Annotated in this window: 18 protein-coding genes and 1 pseudogene; 6 read left to right on the plus strand and 13 right to left on the minus strand. The window is 66.9% G+C overall.

What is annotated here, in order from left to right; genetic code table 11:
- Nucleotides 1–2: 2 nt before the first annotated feature.
- Complete coding sequence (locus M1L58_RS14655; RefSeq protein WP_154882946.1) at nucleotides 3–323, minus strand: hypothetical protein; 321 nt, start codon at nucleotides 321–323, stop codon at nucleotides 3–5.
- Nucleotides 320–1,219, minus strand: coding sequence for a mycothiol conjugate amidase Mca (gene mca, locus M1L58_RS14660; RefSeq protein WP_006866057.1), 900 nt, complete (start codon nucleotides 1,217–1,219; stop codon nucleotides 320–322). The genes M1L58_RS14655 and mca overlap by 4 nt, the downstream gene beginning before the upstream one ends.
- Nucleotides 1,220–1,267: 48 nt before the next feature.
- On the opposite strand from mca, the gene M1L58_RS14665 reads away from it, so the two are divergent.
- From M1L58_RS14665 to greA, 3 genes are all read left to right on the plus strand, one after another.
- Entirely contained in the window at nucleotides 1,268–1,726 is a 459-nt protein-coding gene (locus M1L58_RS14665) for a DUF4307 domain-containing protein (RefSeq protein WP_006866058.1), read from the plus strand.
- Complete coding sequence (locus M1L58_RS14670) at nucleotides 1,723–2,499, plus strand: queuosine precursor transporter (RefSeq protein ID WP_248659434.1); 777 nt, start codon at nucleotides 1,723–1,725, stop codon at nucleotides 2,497–2,499. Before M1L58_RS14665 ends, M1L58_RS14670 begins: the two co-directional genes overlap by 4 nt.
- Before the next feature lie 129 nt (nucleotides 2,500–2,628).
- Entirely contained in the window at nucleotides 2,629–3,123 is a 495-nt protein-coding gene (gene greA / locus M1L58_RS14675; RefSeq protein WP_006866060.1) for a transcription elongation factor GreA, read from the plus strand.
- A gap of 93 nt (nucleotides 3,124–3,216) precedes the next feature.
- Here the strand turns inward: greA and M1L58_RS14680 are convergent, their stop codons facing one another.
- The 3 genes and pseudogenes from M1L58_RS14680 to M1L58_RS14690 all read right to left on the minus strand — a co-directional run bounded on the left by M1L58_RS14680 (nucleotide 3,217) and on the right by M1L58_RS14690 (nucleotide 5,713).
- On the minus strand, nucleotides 3,217–3,969 hold the full coding sequence (locus tag M1L58_RS14680; protein ID WP_248659435.1) for a DUF4352 domain-containing protein: 753 nt from the start codon (nucleotides 3,967–3,969) through the stop codon (nucleotides 3,217–3,219).
- Nucleotides 3,970–4,147: 178 nt separating this feature from the next.
- A complete protein-coding gene (locus tag M1L58_RS14685) occupies nucleotides 4,148–4,585 on the minus strand; it encodes an Ltp family lipoprotein (protein ID WP_248659436.1) in 438 nt (145 codons plus the stop codon).
- Between the two features lie 196 nt (nucleotides 4,586–4,781).
- Nucleotides 4,782–5,713 (minus strand): annotated as a pseudogene (locus M1L58_RS14690) (type IV toxin-antitoxin system AbiEi family antitoxin domain-containing protein).
- Nucleotides 5,714–5,814: 101 nt separating this feature from the next.
- Here M1L58_RS14690 and M1L58_RS14695 point away from each other — a divergent pair.
- The gene (locus M1L58_RS14695; RefSeq protein ID WP_248659437.1) at nucleotides 5,815–6,333 is read left to right on the plus strand and encodes an SRPBCC family protein; all 519 of its coding nucleotides are present in this window, start codon (nucleotides 5,815–5,817) and stop codon (nucleotides 6,331–6,333) included.
- Nucleotides 6,334–6,345: 12 nt separating this feature from the next.
- Here M1L58_RS14695 and M1L58_RS14700 read toward each other — a convergent pair whose 3' ends face one another.
- The 4 genes from M1L58_RS14700 to M1L58_RS14715 form a co-directional block, all read right to left on the minus strand.
- On the minus strand, nucleotides 6,346–7,104 hold the full coding sequence (locus tag M1L58_RS14700; RefSeq protein WP_248659438.1) for a hypothetical protein: 759 nt from the start codon (nucleotides 7,102–7,104) through the stop codon (nucleotides 6,346–6,348).
- 78 nt (nucleotides 7,105–7,182) lie between these two features.
- Complete coding sequence (ilvA, locus tag M1L58_RS14705; RefSeq protein WP_248659439.1) at nucleotides 7,183–8,385, minus strand: threonine ammonia-lyase; 1,203 nt, start codon at nucleotides 8,383–8,385, stop codon at nucleotides 7,183–7,185.
- Between the two features lie 5 nt (nucleotides 8,386–8,390).
- Nucleotides 8,391–9,563, minus strand: a complete 1,173-nt coding sequence (locus tag M1L58_RS14710) for a cystathionine gamma-synthase (RefSeq protein WP_006867499.1) — start codon at nucleotides 9,561–9,563, stop codon at nucleotides 8,391–8,393.
- Between the two features lie 12 nt (nucleotides 9,564–9,575).
- Entirely contained in the window at nucleotides 9,576–10,970 is a 1,395-nt protein-coding gene (locus tag M1L58_RS14715) for a cystathionine beta-synthase (protein WP_154882955.1), read from the minus strand.
- 98 nt (nucleotides 10,971–11,068) lie between these two features.
- Here M1L58_RS14715 and M1L58_RS14720 point away from each other — a divergent pair, with 98 nt between their 5' ends.
- Entirely contained in the window at nucleotides 11,069–12,016 is a 948-nt protein-coding gene (locus M1L58_RS14720; protein WP_227026365.1) for an SGNH/GDSL hydrolase family protein, read from the plus strand.
- A 51-nt stretch (nucleotides 12,017–12,067) separates the two neighbouring features.
- Nucleotides 12,068–13,291 (plus strand): acetyl-CoA C-acetyltransferase, encoded by a 1,224-nt coding sequence (locus tag M1L58_RS14725; protein ID WP_248659440.1) that lies wholly within the window; start codon nucleotides 12,068–12,070, stop codon nucleotides 13,289–13,291.
- Here the strand turns inward: M1L58_RS14725 and M1L58_RS14730 are convergent.
- From M1L58_RS14730 to M1L58_RS14745, 4 genes are all read right to left on the minus strand, one after another.
- Nucleotides 13,284–13,844 carry a DUF6790 family protein gene (locus tag M1L58_RS14730; protein ID WP_248659441.1) on the minus strand — a complete coding sequence of 187 codons (561 nt, stop codon included), beginning with the start codon at nucleotides 13,842–13,844 and terminating at the stop codon, nucleotides 13,284–13,286. The two genes, M1L58_RS14725 and M1L58_RS14730, sit on opposite strands and share 8 nt — an antisense overlap.
- 138 nt (nucleotides 13,845–13,982) lie before the next feature.
- Nucleotides 13,983–14,849, minus strand: coding sequence for a Bax inhibitor-1/YccA family protein (locus M1L58_RS14735; protein ID WP_006867494.1), 867 nt, complete (start codon nucleotides 14,847–14,849; stop codon nucleotides 13,983–13,985).
- A gap of 132 nt (nucleotides 14,850–14,981) precedes the next feature.
- A complete protein-coding gene (locus M1L58_RS14740; RefSeq protein ID WP_248659442.1) occupies nucleotides 14,982–15,677 on the minus strand; it encodes a TetR/AcrR family transcriptional regulator in 696 nt (231 codons plus the stop codon).
- Complete coding sequence (locus M1L58_RS14745; RefSeq protein ID WP_248659443.1) at nucleotides 15,634–17,958, minus strand: MMPL family transporter; 2,325 nt, start codon at nucleotides 17,956–17,958, stop codon at nucleotides 15,634–15,636. Before M1L58_RS14745 ends, M1L58_RS14740 begins: the two co-directional genes overlap by 44 nt.
- Nucleotides 17,959–18,010 lie beyond the last annotated feature (52 nt).

The following is an 18,010-nucleotide window of genomic DNA, read 5'->3' on the forward strand; positions in this document are numbered from 1 at the left end:
CGTCAGGTGTCCGCCGGGCGTCGCTCATCGGTCCCGGTGGTGCTCGTCGCGTCCTGGTTACCGGGTGCGGCGTCGTCGGCGGCGGTGACCGGCCCCGACGGGTCGGTGCCCTCGTCGAACGCCTGGTCTGCCTCGGGGTGCTCGGTGTCGAAGGACTCGGGCAGCTTCTTTAGCTGGCGACTCATCGACCAGATCAGGAACGCGGTCCCGACCAGCAGCAACAGGATCACCAGCAATCCCAGCGGCGACGACTTGCCGAACTCCGGCCCCTGCGGCTCCTCGGCCGCGACGACCATCACGGTGTTCACGATGGCGATGTTCATGACACCTCGATTCCGGTGAACAGATCGGTTTCGGGCAGGGCGGTCTTCACGCGCGTCTTGGCCAGCTCGAACTCCTCGGTCGGCCAGAGTCGCTGCTGCCACTCCAACGGTACGGCGAAGAACATGCCGTTGGGATCGATCTGCGTCGCATGTGCGCGCAACGCATCGTCACGCTGCGGGAAGTACTTGGCGCACTCGACCTGGGTGGTCACCCGACCCATGAGGTCGCCCCGGCTCGGGTCCCACTTGCTGAGCCACTCGGTGAACGGGCTCTCCTGACCGTGGCGCTCGAACTCGTCGGAGAAGAGCTCCATCCGGTCGCGGATGAAACCGTGCGTGTAGTACAGCTTCGACACCGTCCACGGCTCACCGGTTCCGGGGAATGCGTCGGGGTCGCCGGCCTGGTCGTAGGCCGCGACCGACACCTCGTGGCACCGGATGTGATCCGGGTGCGGGTACCCGCCGTGCTCGTCATAGGTGATCATCACGTGCGGACGGAACTCGCGGACCAGACGGACGAGCGCCTCGGTCGCCTCGTCGAGCGGAACGGTCGCGAACGAGCCCTCCGGCAGCGGCGGCAACGGGTCGCCCTCGGGGAGCCCGGAGTCGACGAAGCCCAGCCACGTCTGCTTCACGCCGAGGGCCTCGGCGGCCCGGGCCATCTCCTCGCGGCGGACCTCGGTCATCCGCTCTTTGATGCCGGGACGGTCCATCGCCGGATTCAGGATGTCGCCGCGCTCGCCACCTGTCAGGGTGACGACGAGCACCTCGTTGCCTTCGGCCGCGTACTTGGCGGTCGTGGCCGCACCCTTGCTCGACTCATCGTCGGGGTGCGCGTGGACCGCCATCAGACGGAACACACCCGGCTGCGGGCCGTCGGCATGGGATTCGGTCACAGTTCCTCACCTTCGGATCGTTACTGGTCCCATGGTAGGTATTGACGCGTGAACAGTTCGGATGGGGGCGCCGCGGAGCGCCCTCGCAGCGGCCCGCGCGCGACCTACCCGGAGAATTCCGCGTCCGCTCACACCCGTCGCCGCTGGTTCCTCGCCCTGTCGATACTCGTCGTCGTGGCCGGCGTCACGCTGGCAGCGATCGGTTACAGCAAGTTCGGCACCGCGGACGTCTCCGGTGAGGCGACCGGCTACGAGATCCTCGACGACAACACCGTCGCCGTGCAGTTCACCGTCGACCGCTCCGACCCGAGCAAGCCTGCGGCCTGCGTGGTGCGCGGACGGTCGAAAGACGGCAGTGAGACCGGCCGGCGCGAGATCCTGATCCCGGCCGACCCCGCCGAGCGGATCGGCGTCCGCACCGAGGTCACCACCTCCAAGCCGCCGGTCATCGGTGAGGTCTTCGGCTGCACCGTCGACGTGCCCGCCTACCTCCAGCCCGAGTCGTGAGCACGCGGCCGACCGAACCGGGCGACGCGGCAGCACCCCGCGCCGCGTTCGCCGCCATCGGCAGCCGCTACTTCCCGCTCCTCGTCGCGCTGTTCGTCGGTGTGATGCTGATCAGCAACGTGACCGGCACCAAGGGTGTCGTGCTGTTCGATGACTGGCTCCACCTCGACGTGGGCCCCGTTCACATGCAGGGCCTGGTCACCGACGGCGCCTTCTTCCTGTTCCCACTCGCCTACGTCCTGGGTGACGTGATCAGCGAGGTGTACGGCTTCCGCGCGATGCGCCGCACCATCCTTGCCGGCTTCGCCGTGCTCATCCTCGCCTCGCTGTGTTTCTGGCTGACCATCCACCTACCCGCCGCCGATTTCTATGAAGGCCAGGAGGCTTTCGAAACGGTCGCCGGCGTCGTTCCGCAATTCCTGCTCGCCGGCCTCGCCGGATATGTGGTCGGCGAATTCCTGAATTCATTCGTGTTGGTCAAAATGAAAGAGCGTGCCGGTGAACGGCATCTGTGGGCGCGCCTTTTGGGATCGACGGTGGTCGGCGAATTCGCGGACACCCTCGTCTTCTGCTCGATCGCGGCAACCGCCCTGGGTATCTCCACCTGGGGAGACTTCGTCAACTACACGATTGTCGGATTTGTCTGGAAAACGCTCGTGGAGATCGTCATCATGCCGGTGACGTATTTCGTTGTGGGATGGTTGAAGCGAGCGGAACCCACCTACCAGGAAGCACTCGACGCGGCAACGGCTGGAACACCTGATGTGCCATAGGTCTCATCGGCTGGTATGATGATCGGATACACGGCTCCGCGAGGGGTCGTGTTGCTGCATTTATAGCAGTCCATATGCCGCGCGGTGAAAGAGTCGCATCGCGGCGCGGACAACACGAAGGAGTGACCGATGACCGACACCCAGGTGACCTGGTTGACCCAAGAGTCGCACGATCGCCTCAAGAGCGAACTCGACTCATTGATCGCCAATCGTCCGGTCATTGCCGCCGAGATCAATGAACGACGCGAAGAGGGCGATCTCAAGGAGAACGGCGGCTACCACGCCGCCCGCGAAGAGCAGGGCCAGCAGGAAGCGCGTATCCGCCAGCTGCAGGAACTGTTGAACAACGCGAAGGTCGGCGAAGCCCCTACCCAGTCGGGCGTCGCCCTGCCCGGCTCCGTCGTCACCGTCTACTACGACGGCGACGAGAAGGACACCGAGACCTTCCTCATCGCAACGCGCGAAGAAGGCGCCTCGGGCGGCAAGCTCGAGACCTACTCCCCCAGCTCGCCCCTGGGCTCGGCCCTGATCGACGCCAAGGTCGGCGAGACGCGCGAGTACTCGGTGCCCAGCGGCGCGACGATCAAGGTGACCCTCGTCAGCGCGGAGCCGTACCACGGCTGAGGGGTTGAAACCCACCACTTTTGGACAATCCCACCACCCCGAAGGGTGGTGGGATTGTCCATTTGTGGTGGGTTTCTCAGTCGGGTTGCCCGATCAGCCCAGATTCACCTTCACGCCGTCGGAGAACATCGAGTCGTGAAGCTCGATGCTGGCCGGCTTGGCGTCGGTGGGCATGTCGTAGACAACCTTGACCTCGACGGTGTTACCCGGGTTGATGTTGTCCCAGACGGGGATGTCGCCCGCGCCCAGCGAGATCTGCGCCGAGGTGTCGGGCTCGAAGCTGCGGCCTTCGGTGTCGAAGAGCTTCTGGTCGCTGGGCGAGAAGCTCTTCGGCTCCTTGCTGGTGTTGCTCACCGTCATGGTGACGATCACGAACTGGCCCTGTGCTTCCTCGGTGAGGAACTGGTTGTCGCCGACCGACGACAGCCCTGCCTCGACGTTCTTCACGACGAACTCGAACTTGCCGTCGCGCACTGGCGTGTTGAGCCCGGCGGCCTGCTCGTCGGTCTTCTCGTCGCCGTCGTCGGTACCCGATCCGGCCTGATCGCCGGAGTTCGAGCTGCCCGACGATGCAGTGTTGTCGGACGAATCGTCCCCACCGCCGGACACTGCCGCGATGATCACGATGAGCACGACCAGGATACCCACGATCCACGGCCACTTCTTTTTCTTCTTCGGCGGCTGGGTCGGCGCCTGGTACGCCGGCGGAGCGCCGTACGGCCCGGGGGCGTACTGGGGCTGCTGCCCGTAGGGCTGTCCGGGCGGGGGCTGCTGCCCGTACGGCTGTCCGGGCTGGGGCTGTCCCGGGTAGGGCTGGCCGGGCTGAGGATTCTGGGGGTCGGTCATCATGTTCCTTCTTCACTGCGGTCCCGGGAAGCGGGCCGCTCAAATGTCATTCTGCACAACAGGTCTGACGCTTCCGACGTGTCGTTTACTGAGACGAATCGAGCGCTGAATCGCGACGATCACAGTCATTCCCGAGACATTTCGGTAACGGCGAAGGCGCAAGACCAGATACTTCTGGCTAGCTGTGGTCGGCCCCGTACACGGCCTGTTCGTGGGTGAAACCCTCGAACTCCAGCTGCTCGATCAGCCCCTGTCGAGAGAACGGCGAGTACTCGCGGTACTGCCGGGCCGACTTTGCTGCCTGTACATACCAATTCACCTCGCCATCAGCCTCGAGTTGATCGACGGCGGCGGACGAGTCCGAGTATGAGAAGCCCTCGAACTCGAGTTGGCCGATCAGCCCCGACTTCGAGAAACTGCTGTACGCGAGGTAGTCCCTCGCCATGGCGACTGCGTTCGACTTCTCCGACACGAGCTTGATCATGGGAGCCTGCACGCTCGGTGACGCCTGCGAGGAGACGCTCGCGCCGACGCCGGCCACGCCCCCGATCATCATCACGAATGCCGCCAGGACGCCTGCCGCCCACGGCCATCTCTTTCTCTGGGGGTTGCTCATCGTTCTTTCCTCTCTGCTCACGGTTCTGGGAAGCGGAACCGCGTCTGAGAGCAAGGTGTCACGGGGGTACGACAAAAACGTTGGCGCACAGTGTCATCCGATCGGATGATTCCGGTCCGGACCGTCAATCAAGTCGACTTCGTTTCGACGTGCAGACGTCGATCGACGTCTGCACGTCGGGACCGAGGTTCGCCGGTCAGGCGGCCGCGAGCGTGTCCAGCCACGGAGCGAGCACACCGACCAGCTCCCGGCGTTCGAGCGTCGCCCACGTCCAGCGGACCACCACGATCCCCTGTGCGCGTAGGGCATCCTCGCGTCGCTTCTCGCGGATCAGCGCGTCGCGGGCGGTCTCTCCCGGACGCAACAGACGTCCATACTTCTGCAGCCCGTCGAACTCGCCGACAAGCTTTCCCTCCCAATCGAAATCGGCACGCGCAGGTCCATCGCTCGTCTGAAATGTGTGCTGCAGACGGGGAATCGGCAGCCCGGCCGCGATCATCTGGGCCCGACTCCACGATTCACCGATGCTCTCCGACGCGGCGTCGGCAAGTGAAAGCGCCCGACGCGCTGTACCCAGACCGCGCCATCGGCCGCGTGATTCGAGGATGATTTTCATCCGTTCCACGTCTGCTTTGAGTGCGAGAGCGCGGTCGAACACGACGAGAGCTCGTTCGAAGTCGCCGGCCATCGCGACATCGACGGCGGTGCGTTCGAGAGTGGTGACCGGAACTCCGTCGACGTCGGTGATGTCTTCGGGTGACAACGGGCCGGCGTGGACGATGCGGTGGCCGCGCACGAAACCACCGCGCTTTCGTGTCTTCGTGAGATGGACGAGGTCGCGCTCCGGATGGAGCTGTGACAGTCCGAGTAAGGCTGCCGCCGAGTCATGACTGAGCGTCGACGTGTCTCCGTCGCGCGCCGAGGTGGCGACGGCGATCGACTTCAGGCGGTACAGCTCGTCCTCGGCAGTGTCGGATTCGGGTACCGGCACGACACAGACGCCCGGCGCAAGCCGGACGAGTTCACCTCGCCGGACCGCACGCGTGCGACGACATCGTCGGATATGCCGAGCCTGAGCGTTGCCTCGCGTCGGATGAGTCCGTGTCGGTCGGCCGGGAAAAGAGTCATATGTCTTGGACGCAGCACAGCTGCAATCGGTTCACTCGTATTCGCCGGTCCCGTCGCGGAAGCGCCTGTGTGACCGACTGGTCGATGCTTGAATGGGCCGCATGGGACGTTCCTACTCGCTGGAGACCTTCGACCTCGACTTCTTCGACGACGCGCCCGTGCGCCACGTGATCGACGTTCGGCTGCCGGTCACCCCGCAGCGCGCGTGGGCGGAGTTCACCCGCCAGAACACCCTCGACTGGTGTCGCGCGATCAAGAAGATCGAGTTCACGTCTCCCCTGCCCTACGGTGCCGGCGCGACACGGAAGGCGGTGCTCGGCCCGGGCTACGTGACGCTTGAGGAAGACTTCTTCCACTGGGCCGAGGAGCCCGAAGCGGGCAGGTACCACAACGCATTCCGGGTCAAGAGCGCCAACGTCCCCGGTATCCGACGGTTCGGCGAGGCAACTCAGATCGATCCCGCCGACGTCGGCTGCCGCCTACGGTGGACCTTCGTATTGGAACTGCCCACCAAGTCGAAGGCAGTCACCGCGTTCTCCGGTCCGGCGTCGTCGACGGTGTACAAGTCGATCGAAGCGGACACGCTCAAGCACTTCGCGCATCTGCCACCGGCGACCTAGGCCCACACGGGTTCACGCGGCGAAGACGGTCCGGGTCTGCTCGTCCAGGACGTCCAGGTGAAGGGGTACCGACTCGTCGATTCCGACCTCGTCGTGCAGTGCGGCCACCAAGCGGACGGGAACCGAATCAACCTTCGGCGCAATACCTATCGGCGCCAACAGCATGACGTCGACCTCGGCCTCGACCACCGACGGACGACGCCGGGTCGAGGCATGGTCGCGGCGGAGACCCCGGTCCCTGGTCAGAATGTGGATGACCATCCCGTCGAGCTTCTTGTCGGGCAACTCTTGGAAGATCACGTCGACGTGGTGCCAGTAGAGCCCGTCAATCGACACATTCAGCACCCGTCCGGTAATGGTGTCGTCGAGACGATGACGTCCGGCCGATGTCTCGAAGAGCACCAAGCCCGCTTCGTTCCGCTCCACACATTCGAGAATGTCCCAGAGGTCCCCGGCATCGTAGGACTCGCCGGCTCCCGTCAACACCGGTACCGCTGACCTCTCGATCCACGTCAGAGGGAGGTTCGGCAGTGTCCGCACGGCATACTCCCCTGCATCCAGTGTCGTCTCCAATCGCGGCTTCGCCTTCGCCAACCGTGCCCGACGCGCATGGTGCTCCCCGCAGACCGGTCCGTTGAGCGACTCGAGTTCTTCGAGCAGCGTCTCGCAGGTACGCCGAAGCCATCGCCAGCTGTCGTGCAGATCCTGCCGGATCCGCTCCGCATGCTCAGGTCCCCAGGCCGACTCGGTTGAGTGTGATCGTCTTCCCATGCACGGCAAGGTATGTGCGTACCGATGCCCGACGACCAGATGAGTGCACAGGTGACCGCCCCATCCACAACCCGACGGTCAACCCGCCCGCAGGAATCCGGCCTCATTCAGTGCTCGGCGCACGTCCTGCTGGTGGTCGGGCCCGCGGGTCTCGACGCTGACCGTCACCTGTACCTCGCCGAGGTACAGGTCGTCGGCGACGCGTGAGTGCACGATGTCGATGACGCTCGCGCCGAGATCGCGGAGCAGTTCGAGTAGTGCGAGGAGTCCGCCCGGGCGGTCGGAGACGGTGGCGGTGAACGTCAGGAACCGGCCCGCGGCGGTGAGGCCGTGGGTGGTGACGTGGCGCAGCAGCAAGGGGTCGATGTTGCCGCCGGACAACACGACGCAGACCTTCCCCGACAAGTCGAGGGTGCCGCCGACCGCCGCGGCAACGCCTGCGGCACCGGCGGGTTCGACGACCATCTTCGCCCGCTCGAGCATCAGCAGGAGCGCCGTGCTCAGCTCTTCCTCGCTGACCGTGACGACCTCGTCGACGTACTCGGTGACGTGCGCGAACGGAACGTCACCCGGCCGGGCCACGGCAATGCCGTCGGCCATGGTGTTCATCGACGCCGCGGGAACCGGACGGGTCGCCGCCAGAGATGTCGGCCAGGCCGCGGCCTGCGCCGCCTGCACACCGATCACTCGGACGTCCGGCCTCGACGCCTGTACTGCCGCGGCGACTCCGGCGAGCAGACCGCCGCCGCCGAGTGGTACGACGATCGTGGTGACGTCGGGCATCTGCTCGAGGATCTCGATCCCGACCGTCGCCTGGCCGGCGACGATGTCGAGGTGGTCGAACGGATGGATCAGCACGGCCCCGGTCTGATCCGCGTACCGCTGGGCCTCGACGAGCGCGTCGTCCACCGTCTCGCCGGCCAGAACCACTTCGGCGCCATAGGCTTTCGTCGCCGCGATCTTGGGCAACGACGCACCGGTCGGCATGTACACGCGTGCGGTGAGGCCCAGCTCGGTCGCCGACCAGGCGACACCCTGCGCGTGGTTGCCCGCGCTCGCCGCGACGACGCCGCGGACGCGCTCCTCGGCGGTCAGTCGAGATATCCGCAGATACGCACCGCGCGGCTTGAACGAGCCGGTCCGTTGCAGGTTCTCGCACTTGAGCCAGACGTCGGCCCCGCTCCGCTCGGACAGCACGCGGGATGCCACCATCGGCGTCCGGCGGACGACACCGGACAGCTCGGTGGTCGCCTTCTCGATGTCGGCCGGGGTCAGCAGCATGGCGCTCAGCGCAGCGCGTTCTCCAGGTCACCCAGGATGTCGTCGATGTCCTCGATACCCACCGACAGTCGGACCAGGTTGGCGGGGACCTCCAGCAGCGAACCGGCCGTCGACGCGTGGGTCATCGCGCCGGGATGTTCGATCAGCGACTCGATGCCGCCCAGCGATTCGGCGAGCGTGAAGACCTCGGTGCGGGCGCAGAAGGCCTTGGCCTCTTCGATGCCGCCCTTGACCAGGACCGACACCATGCCGCCGAAGCGCTTCATCTGCTTCGCCGCGACCTCGTGACCCGGGTGGTTCTCGAGTCCCGGGTACAGGACGGCCTCGATCTTGTCGTGCGAGTTCAGGAACTCGACGACCTTCTCGGCGTTGTCGCAATGGCGGTCCATGCGGACGGCGAGCGTCTTGGTGCCGCGCATCGTCAGGTAGCCGTCGAACGGTCCGGGAACCGCGCCCGCGCCGTTCTGCAGGAAGGCGAAGGCCTCGTCGAGTTCTTCGCTGTCGGTGACCAGCGCACCGCCGACGACGTCGGAGTGGCCGCCGAGGTACTTGGTGGTCGAGTGCAGCACGACGTCGGCGCCGAGCGTCAGCGGCTGCTGCAGGTAGGGCGAGGCAAAGGTGTTGTCCACCACGAGCTTCGCACCGGCCTCGTGCGCGATGGAGGCGATCGTCTCGATGTCGCCGACGTTGAGCAGCGGGTTGGTGGGCGTCTCGGTCCAGACGAGCTTGGTCTCCGGACGGATGGCGTCACGCACCGCGGCGACGTCGGACACCGGCGCCACCGAGTAGGTGATGCCCCACTGGGTGAACACCTTGTCGATGAGACGGAAGGTGCCGCCGTAGGCGTCGTTGGGGATCACCAGGTGGTCGCCCGGACGCAGCGTCGAACGCAGCAGACAGTCGGTGGCCGCCATGCCGGAGGCGAAGGCGCGACCGTAGGTTCCGTGCTCGAGTGCGGCGAGATTGGCCTCCAGCGCGCGTCGCGTCGGGTTGCCGGTGCGCGCGTACTCGAAGCCGTCGCGCAGTCCGCCGACGCCGTCCTGGGCGAAGGTCGAGCTGGCGTAGATCGGCACGTTCACCGCACCGGTCTGGGGATCCGGGTCGTATCCGGCATGGATGGCGCGGGTCGAGAAACCTTGCCAGCGAACCGAATCCGCGGCGCTGCGTCGTTCACTCACAGTGTGGTGCTCCTATCCGACGATGGGGTGGCTCGAGACGAACGCGAGCAGGTCGTGGCGCGTGATGACGCCGATGGGCTTGCCGTCCTCGACGACCATCAGGGCATCGCTGTCGCCGAGGGCTTTGGTGGCGGCACTGACCGGCTCACCGGAACCGATGAGCGGGAACGGATCTCCCATGTGGGCCGAGACGGGATCGGCCAGGCTGGCGCGACCCTCGAAGACCGCGCTGAGCAGATCGCGCTCGGTGACCGCACCCGCGACCTCGCCGGCCATGACCGGCGGTTCGGCGCCGACGACCGGCATCTGGGACACCCCGTATTCACGGAGGATCTCGATGGCGTCGCGCAGCGTCTCCTGCGGGTGGGTGTGGACGAGGTCGGGCAGGGCGCCGGTCTTGCCGCGCAGCACGTCGCCGACGAGCGACTCCTTGGTGTTGGCGTCCAGCGGCGTGCGGAGGAAGCCGTAGCTGCTCATCCACTCGTCGTTGAAGATCTTGGCCATGTAACCGCGTCCACCGTCCGGGAGGAGCACGACGACGACGGCGTCGGGTCCCTCACGCTCGGCGACCTGGAGGGCGGCCACCACGGCCATACCGCAGGAACCGCCGACGAGAAGACCTTCCTCGCGGGCGAGGCGGCGCGTCATGTCGAACGAGTCGGCGTCGGAGACGGCGATGATCTCGTCCGGGATGTCCGGGTCGTAGGCGGCCGGCCAGAAGTCCTCACCGACACCCTCGACGAGGTACGGGCGTCCGGTTCCGCCGGAGTAGACCGAACCCTCGGGGTCGACGCCGACGACCTTCACCGCACCGTTGGAGACCTCCTTGAGGTAACGCCCGGTGCCGGTGATGGTGCCGCCGGTTCCGACGCCGGCGACGAAGTGGGTGACCTTGCCGTCGGTGTCGGCCCAGATCTCCGGACCGGTGGTCTCGTAGTGGCTCTGCGGGCCGGCAGGGTTGGCGTACTGGTTGGGCTTCCACCCGCCCTCGATCTCGCGCACCAGGCGGTCGGACACGCTGTAGTAGCTGTCCGGGTGCTCCGGCGGCACGGCGGTCGGGCACACGACGACCTCGGCCCCGTAGGCGCGCAGCACGTTGCGCTTGTCCTCGCCGACCTTGTCGGGGCAGACGAACACGCACTTGTAACCGCGCTGCTGCGCGACGAGCGCGAGACCGACGCCGGTGTTGCCGGACGTCGGCTCGATGATGGTGCCGCCGGGCTTGAGTTCGCCGGAGGCCTCCGCGGCGTCGATCATCCGAACCGCGATGCGGTCCTTGCTGCTCCCGCCGGGATTGAGGTATTCCACCTTGGCCGCGACCAGCCCGGATCCGGGCGCGGTGACGGAGTTCAGCTTGACCAGAGGGGTGTTGCCCACCAGGTCCACAACGTGATTGGCGATGCGCATGCCTCCATGGTCCCAGAACCGTCGTCGCCCCTGTCACCCGGCCGTCGTCAACCCGCGGGTCCCTTCGACACCCGGCCGACCCCTCTAGACTGGCGGCCGTGTCCGGTTTGAGTCGCAGGGTCGGTACCGACGGTCGATTCTGGGGTCGGGTCGCCCGCGACGTCGGGGCCACGGCGGCAGCCACCGCGGCCGGGGCCGGGGCGGGATGGGCGGTGTGGAACTTCCTCAACGACCAGGCCGCGACCGCCCGCACGGTGATCCCCCACCGCACCGACAACGCGCCCGACGGCGACGGCGTCTACCACCCGGACGGCCGGGTCACGCGCTACACCCGCGACACCCCGATCGATCTGTTCCTGACGGTCTTCGGCGATTCCACCGCGGCCGGGCTCGGCGTCGAGACGGCCGACGAGACGCCCGGCGTGCAGGTCGCGCGTCGCGTCGCGGCCGAGACCGGCAAGACGGTCCGCTACGCCAACAAGGCCATCGTCGGTGCGACGTCAAAGGGTTTGGCCGCCCAGATCGACGCGATGTTCATCGCCCGTGAACGACCGGATGTGGCGATCATCTTGATCGGCGCGAACGATGTGACCTCCCGCAACGGCATCCGCGCGTCGGCCCGTCGGCTCGGCGACGCGGTGCGCCTGCTCATCGGCGGCGGCGCGAAGGTCGTCGTCGGCACCTGTCCCGACTTCGGGGTGATCACCGCCATCCCGCAACCGTTGCGAACCGTGTTGCGGCAGTGGGGTCTTCGACTCGCAGCGGCGCAGCGATCGGCGGTGCGCGCCGCAGGCGGACACCCGGTTCCACTCGCCGACCTCATGGCCAAGGAATTCCGGGCCCAGCACGATTTCATGCTGTCACCGGATCAGTACCACCCGTCGGCGGCGGGATATGCGCTCGCCGCCGACATCCTGTTGCCGCCGGTCCTCGACGCCATCGGCGAATGGGGTTCGGCCCCGCTGCCCGAGCCCCCGGAAGAATCTCCCGCGGTGGAGGAGACGCGAGTGGCCACCGGACTCCGCCGCCTGCTCAAGCAGGTGTGATCACCCACCCAATGCGACCAAGCATCTGCTTGGTTGAGGTAGCGTGAGCGCATGGCTGAAGCAGTTATCGTATCCACCGCCCGCTCCCCGATCGGCCGCGCCGCCAAGGGATCCCTCAAAGACGTCCGTCCCGACGAACTGTCCCGTCAGATGGTCGAAGCGGCCCTCGCGAAGGTGCCCGAACTCGACCCGGCCGACATCGAGGACATCCACTGGGGCATCGGTCAGCCCGGCGGACAGGGCGGCTACAACATCGCCCGCGTGATCGCCGTAGAACTCGGCCACGACCACATCCCCGGCGTGACCGTGAACCGCTACTGCTCGTCGTCGCTGCAGACCACCCGCATGGCGCTGCACGCCATCAAGGCCGGCGAGGCCGACGTCATCATCTCCGGCGGCGTCGAGAGCGTGTCGAGCTTCGGCATCTCCGGCGGTGCCGACGGCGCCCCGAACTCCAAGAACCCGCTGTTCGACGACGCGATGGCGCGCACCGAACTCTCCGCCGCGGGCGACGCCGGGATCTGGCACGACCCCCGCCAGGACGGACTCATCCCGGACGTCTACATCGCGATGGGCCAGACCGCCGAGAACGTCGCCTCCTTCACCGGCATCTCGCGTGAGGACCAGGACCGCTGGGGCGTCCTCAGCCAGAACCGTGCGGAGGAAGCCATCAAGTCCGGCTTCTTCGAGCGGGAGATCGACCCGGTCACCCTGCCCGACGGCACGCAGGTCACCACCGACGACGGCCCGCGCGCGGGTACGACCTACGAGAAGATCTCGCAGCTGAAGCCGGTCTTCCGCCCCGACGGCACCATCACCGCGGGTAACGCCTGCCCGCTCAACGACGGTGCCGCCGCACTGGTCATCATGAGCGACACCAAGGCCAAGGAACTCGGTCTGACCCCGCTCGCCCGGGTCGTCGCCACCGCGGCCACCGGCCTCTCGCCGGAGATCATGGGCCTGGGCCCGATCGAGGCGATCCGCAAGGTGCTCAAGGTCTCCGGGATGTCGCTGTCCGACATCGACCTCGTGGAGATCAACGAGGCCTTCGCCGTCCAGGTGCTCGGCTCGGCCAACGAGCTCGGCATCGGCCACGACAAGCTGAACGTGTCGGGCGGCGCCATCGCTCTCGGCCACCCGTTCGGCATGACCGGCGCGCGGATCACCACGACCCTGCTCAACAACCTCCGCACCCACGACAAGACCTTCGGCATCGAGTCGATGTGTGTCGGCGGCGGCCAGGGTATGGCCATGGTGCTCGAGCGCCTCAGCTGACGCGAGCCTCGACCCCTTCGTCGACGCCCCTCGCCGCGTTCGGTCCCAGGATCGCAACGCTGCGGGGGGTTGTTCGTCGGTAGATCACCCACGCGATCACCACGACGCCGACGATGTAGATCTCGGCCGGGATCGCCCACGCGTTGTCGGTCGCGTGGTTGTCGTGGATGTAGTACTGCGAGATGTGGCCGGCGAGGTCGCCGCCGTAGCTGATCGCCAGCGCCCAGACCGCGGCGTCGAGCCATCCGCCGCGGTTACGCACCCGGAAGGTCAGCACGCACAGCAGCCCCACTGCGATGTCGTTCCACCCGAGTTCCCACTGGAACATGCCGGGGTGGAAGTCGGGTCCGATGTCCTTGGCGACCTCCGCCGCGTTCGGACCGACATGTCCGATGCCGGCCAGGATCCCGAAGATCCCGCCGGGTACGAGAATCCAGAGCATCACGAGCTCTGCCACGCGGCCGGTGGTGCGCCTGCGCGCCGACCGGTCCACCGATATGTGCACGATCGCGCCGACGATCATCAGCGCCAGCTGAAACAGGAACCACACCATGCTCGATGGTCGGCATAATCTCGATTTTCCGATGTGCGCTTGACGCCGATTTCCCCCGGACAGACGACAACGAACCCCGCACTCCGAGAGTGCGGGGTTCGTCGTCGGGTCCGGTGCGGCGGTCGGCCGCGTCGGGAACTAGTCCGAGTTGAAGTAGCTCAGCAGGCGCAGGATCTCGACGTACAGCCAGACCAGGGTGACGGTCAGACCGAGAGCGACGCCCCAGGCGGCGCGGTCGGGTGCGCCCGCGCGGATCAGGCGGTCGGCGGAGTCGAAGTCGAGCAGGAAGCTGAACGCCGCCAGCGCGATGCAGACCAGCGAGAAGATGATCGCGATCGGGCCGCCGTCGCGCAGGATGCCGGCCTCACCGGTGAACAGGCCGATGACCAGGTTGCCGAGCATCAGCACGAGCACGCCGATCATGCCGGCGAACAGCATCCGGGTGAAGCGCGGCGTGACGCGGATGGCGCCGATCTTGTAGACGAACAGCATGCCGAAGAACACGCCGAACGTACCGAGGACGGCCTGTCCGATCAGGGCTCCGGCCGAGATGTCACCGCCGACGACCAGGTTCGCGAAGACGAACGAGATCGAACCGACGAACAGACCCTCGAATGCCGCGTAGGCGAGCACGATGGCCGGGTTGTCCTGCTTGCGACCGAAGGTCGCGACCAGGACGAGGACGAGGCCGCCGATCGCGCCGACCATCATCAGCGGCAGCGCGAGGCTCGTCTGAGCGGCCTCGGTGGCCCGGCTGGAGATGCCGAAGTAGGTCGCGATCGCGACAACCGTGAGGACACCCAGGGTGATCGCGGTCTTGGTGACCACGTCGTCGATCGTGAGCTGCCGGGTGGCCGACGGTGCCTGCGGGGTGTACGGATCAGTGGCCTGACCGTATTTGTTCATCGAGACGCCGGCGCCGGCCATGCCGGCCCCGAATCCCGCGTATCCGGATTGATTGTCGCGGACCACGCCGCGCATCACCGGATTGCTGCTCTCTCGCACGAAGCGCTCCTTAATCGGTACGGATGTATACCGTCTCAACGTCGGGTCATTCCTGTGAGTTCCCTGACGGGATCACAAGACGACCGTGTCGAATGCGACTTTACCGGCCCTTGACCATTCTGTCGTTCACGACTACTCCCCGTCCTGCCCGGAGCGGAGCGTCGCCAGCCATGCCCGGGCGGATTCGGGGTCCCGATCGGCCGCGTTCACGGTCATCACCGCACGTCCGAGGCACACGGCCTTCAGCATCGACTCGGCCCGCTCGAACTGGTCCCCCCACCCCAGGCCGGGCTTGGCGAGCATCAGCGAGGCGACGCCGTGCGCAGCGGCCCAGAGTTCGAGGACGACGTCGTTCACCTCGTCACGACCGAACATGCCCTCGTCGGCGAGTTCGGCCACCGTATCCGCGAATCGCGCGTAGGCGCTGGCGGTCAGCACCTGATCGACCTTGGAGGGATGTGCCGCATCGGCGGGCTTGCCGAAGGCCACCCGGTAGAGCACCGGGGTCGCGACCGCGAAACGGATGTAGGCCAGCCCGAGTTGCAGCGCACGGTCCAGCGGGTCGGTGATGTCCTCGGTGGCGGTGGCGAGCTGGGCGTCGAGCCGCTCGAAGTACCGGGCGCACACGGCGTCGAGCAGCGCGTCCTTGTCGGCGAAGTGCAGATAGATCGACGGCGGGGTCACCCCGACGCGAGTGGCGACCGCCCGGATCGACATGGCGGTGTCGTCTCCGTGCTCGACCAGGAGCTCACCCGCGGCCTCGATGATCTCCTCGGCGAGGATCTCACCTGCCCCGCGAGGCGACCTCGCCCGTCTGCGTGTCGTCACTGCTCTCCTGCGCTCGATCCTTCTCGTGAGTTCGCTGTGGTCCGGGTGGGTCGTCCCCAGGGAGGCCGGCGACCTCCTCGGACAACCCGAAGCGGTCGTGGAGCTTCCGCAGCGGCGGCGGCGCCCACCAGTTGGCGCGTCCGACGAGGCGCATGAACGCGGGCACCAGGAACACCCTGACCAGGGTCGCGTCCATTACCACTGCCAGCGCCAGCCCAACCCCGAACATACGCATGAACGACACCTGGGAGGCCGCGATCGCGGCGAACACGATGCTCATCAACAGGGCAGCCGCCGTGATCACCCGGCCGGTGCGCGCGAGGCCCAACGCCACCGCATGGTCGTTCGCCTGGCGGGTGCGGTCGGACTTCAGCCATTCCTCCCGCACACGTCCGAGGAGGAACATCTCGTAGTCCATGGACAGGCCGAACGCCACGCAGAACAGCAGCACCGGCACGGTCGCGTTGAGCGTTCCGGTCGCCGTCGTGCCCAGGCCGTCGAGGTGGCCCTCCTGGAAGAACCAGACCATCGCACCGAAGGTCGCCGACAGCGACAGGATGTTGAGGACGAGGGCCTTCAGCGGGAGGACGACGCTGCCGGTGAAGAGGAACAGCAGGACGAACGTGGCCACGGCGATGATGGCCAGCACCCAGGGGGTGTGGGCGAAGATCGAACTGACGGTGTCGTCGGTGGTCGCCGCCAGACCGGTGAACAGGGTGTCCGTTCCCTCGGGTGCGGGCACCGCGCGCAAGGCGTCGAGCTGCTGCATACCGGCATCGCTCGTCGGGTCGCGATCGGTGGACACGTTGACGACGTGCACGTCGCCGCGACTGTCGTCCGGACTGCCGGGCGCGAGCGCCTCGCCGCGGACGAAGGTCCCCGCCGACGAGCCGGCCGAGTTGACGTCGTCGACCTGCGACAGCGCCTTCGTGTACGCGGCGAGCGACTCCGGTCCCGCCGGTCCCTGCACGACGATGGTGATCCCCGAGGAGAGATCGTCCTCGTAGCCGTCGCGGATCTCCTGCTGGATGGCGTGGGAACTCGCGGACTCCGGGAGCACGCGGTCGTCGGGGAAGCCCATCCGGAGGGACAGGAACGGTGCGCCGAGGACCAGCAAGAAGATGGTGACCACCGCGGCAACCGGCAGTGCATGTCGGAGTACCCACTGGACGAGCCGGTACCACCGGGTGTCCTCCGGCTCGCGGGGCTGCGGTGGCGGCAGACGCAACAGTCGACGCATGGGTTTGCGTGCGTCGAGGGCGTCGATCCGATCCCCGAGGACCATCAGCACGGCCGGGGTGATGATGAGCGCGGAGAACGCCGCCACCGCCACGACGCCCAGGCCGGCGAAGGCGAAGGAACGCAGGAAGTACTGCGGGAACAGCACCAGTGCACTGAGCGAGAGCGCCACGGTCACCGCCGAGAACGCCACGGTCCGACCGGCTGTCGCGAGGGTCGCGACGATCGCGTCGGGACGTTCGAGTCCCCGATCGACCTCTTCCCGATAGCGCGTGAGCAGCAGCAACGTGTAGTCGATGGCCAGCGCGAGACCGAGTGCGGTGGTCAGGTTCAGCGCGAACACCGAGACGTCGGTGACCGATCCGATCGCCCGCAGCAGCGCGAACGTCAGGATGATCGAGATGATGCCGATGCCGACGGGCAATGCTGCCGCGATCAGTCCGCCGAAGACGAAGATCAGCACGATGAAGGTGATGGGGATGGCGATCGCCTCGGCCATCAGCAGGTCGGACGCGGTCTGCTCGTTGACCTGCGAGTAGACGAGCGCCTGGCCGCCGACCCGGATCGAGATCCCATCTCGCTCGCCGGTGAACTCCTCGTCGATCTCGGCCGCCCGGGCCGGTGCGAGGTCCTCGCCCCCCTCGAGGGCGACGATGATCAGAGTCGACGCCCGGTCGCGGCTGACCAGCGCCGAGTCGAGGGTCGGGTGGGTCCAGACCGACAGGATCTGGTCCTGCACGTGCTCGTTGGTATCGAGGTCACGGATGATGTTGTCGGCCACGGCTTTCGCGGTCGGATCGCGCGAGATGTCCACGCCGTCGGGGCCGTCGAGCTTGAGGACGACCTGGATGCCGCCCCGGTTGAAGGTCTCGTCGAGCACATTGTCGGCTCGCGCGGATTCGGCGTTCGGAGCGCTGTAGCCACCTGCCAGGAGATGTTCGGCGGCGGTCGCACCGTATGCGCCGCAGACCACGATCAGGACGAAGGCGCCGAGCAGCACCCTCTTCGGCATCGCGATGATCAGCCGTGTCAATCGAACCACCGTGCGTCCCCCTCGCCTCGGTCGACTTTACGGCGTTAAGTTATCAGCAGTA

Origin of the sequence: Gordonia sp. C13 (assembly GCF_023218005.1) — a bacterium.
Classification (GTDB): domain Bacteria; phylum Actinomycetota; class Actinomycetes; order Mycobacteriales; family Mycobacteriaceae; genus Gordonia; species Gordonia namibiensis.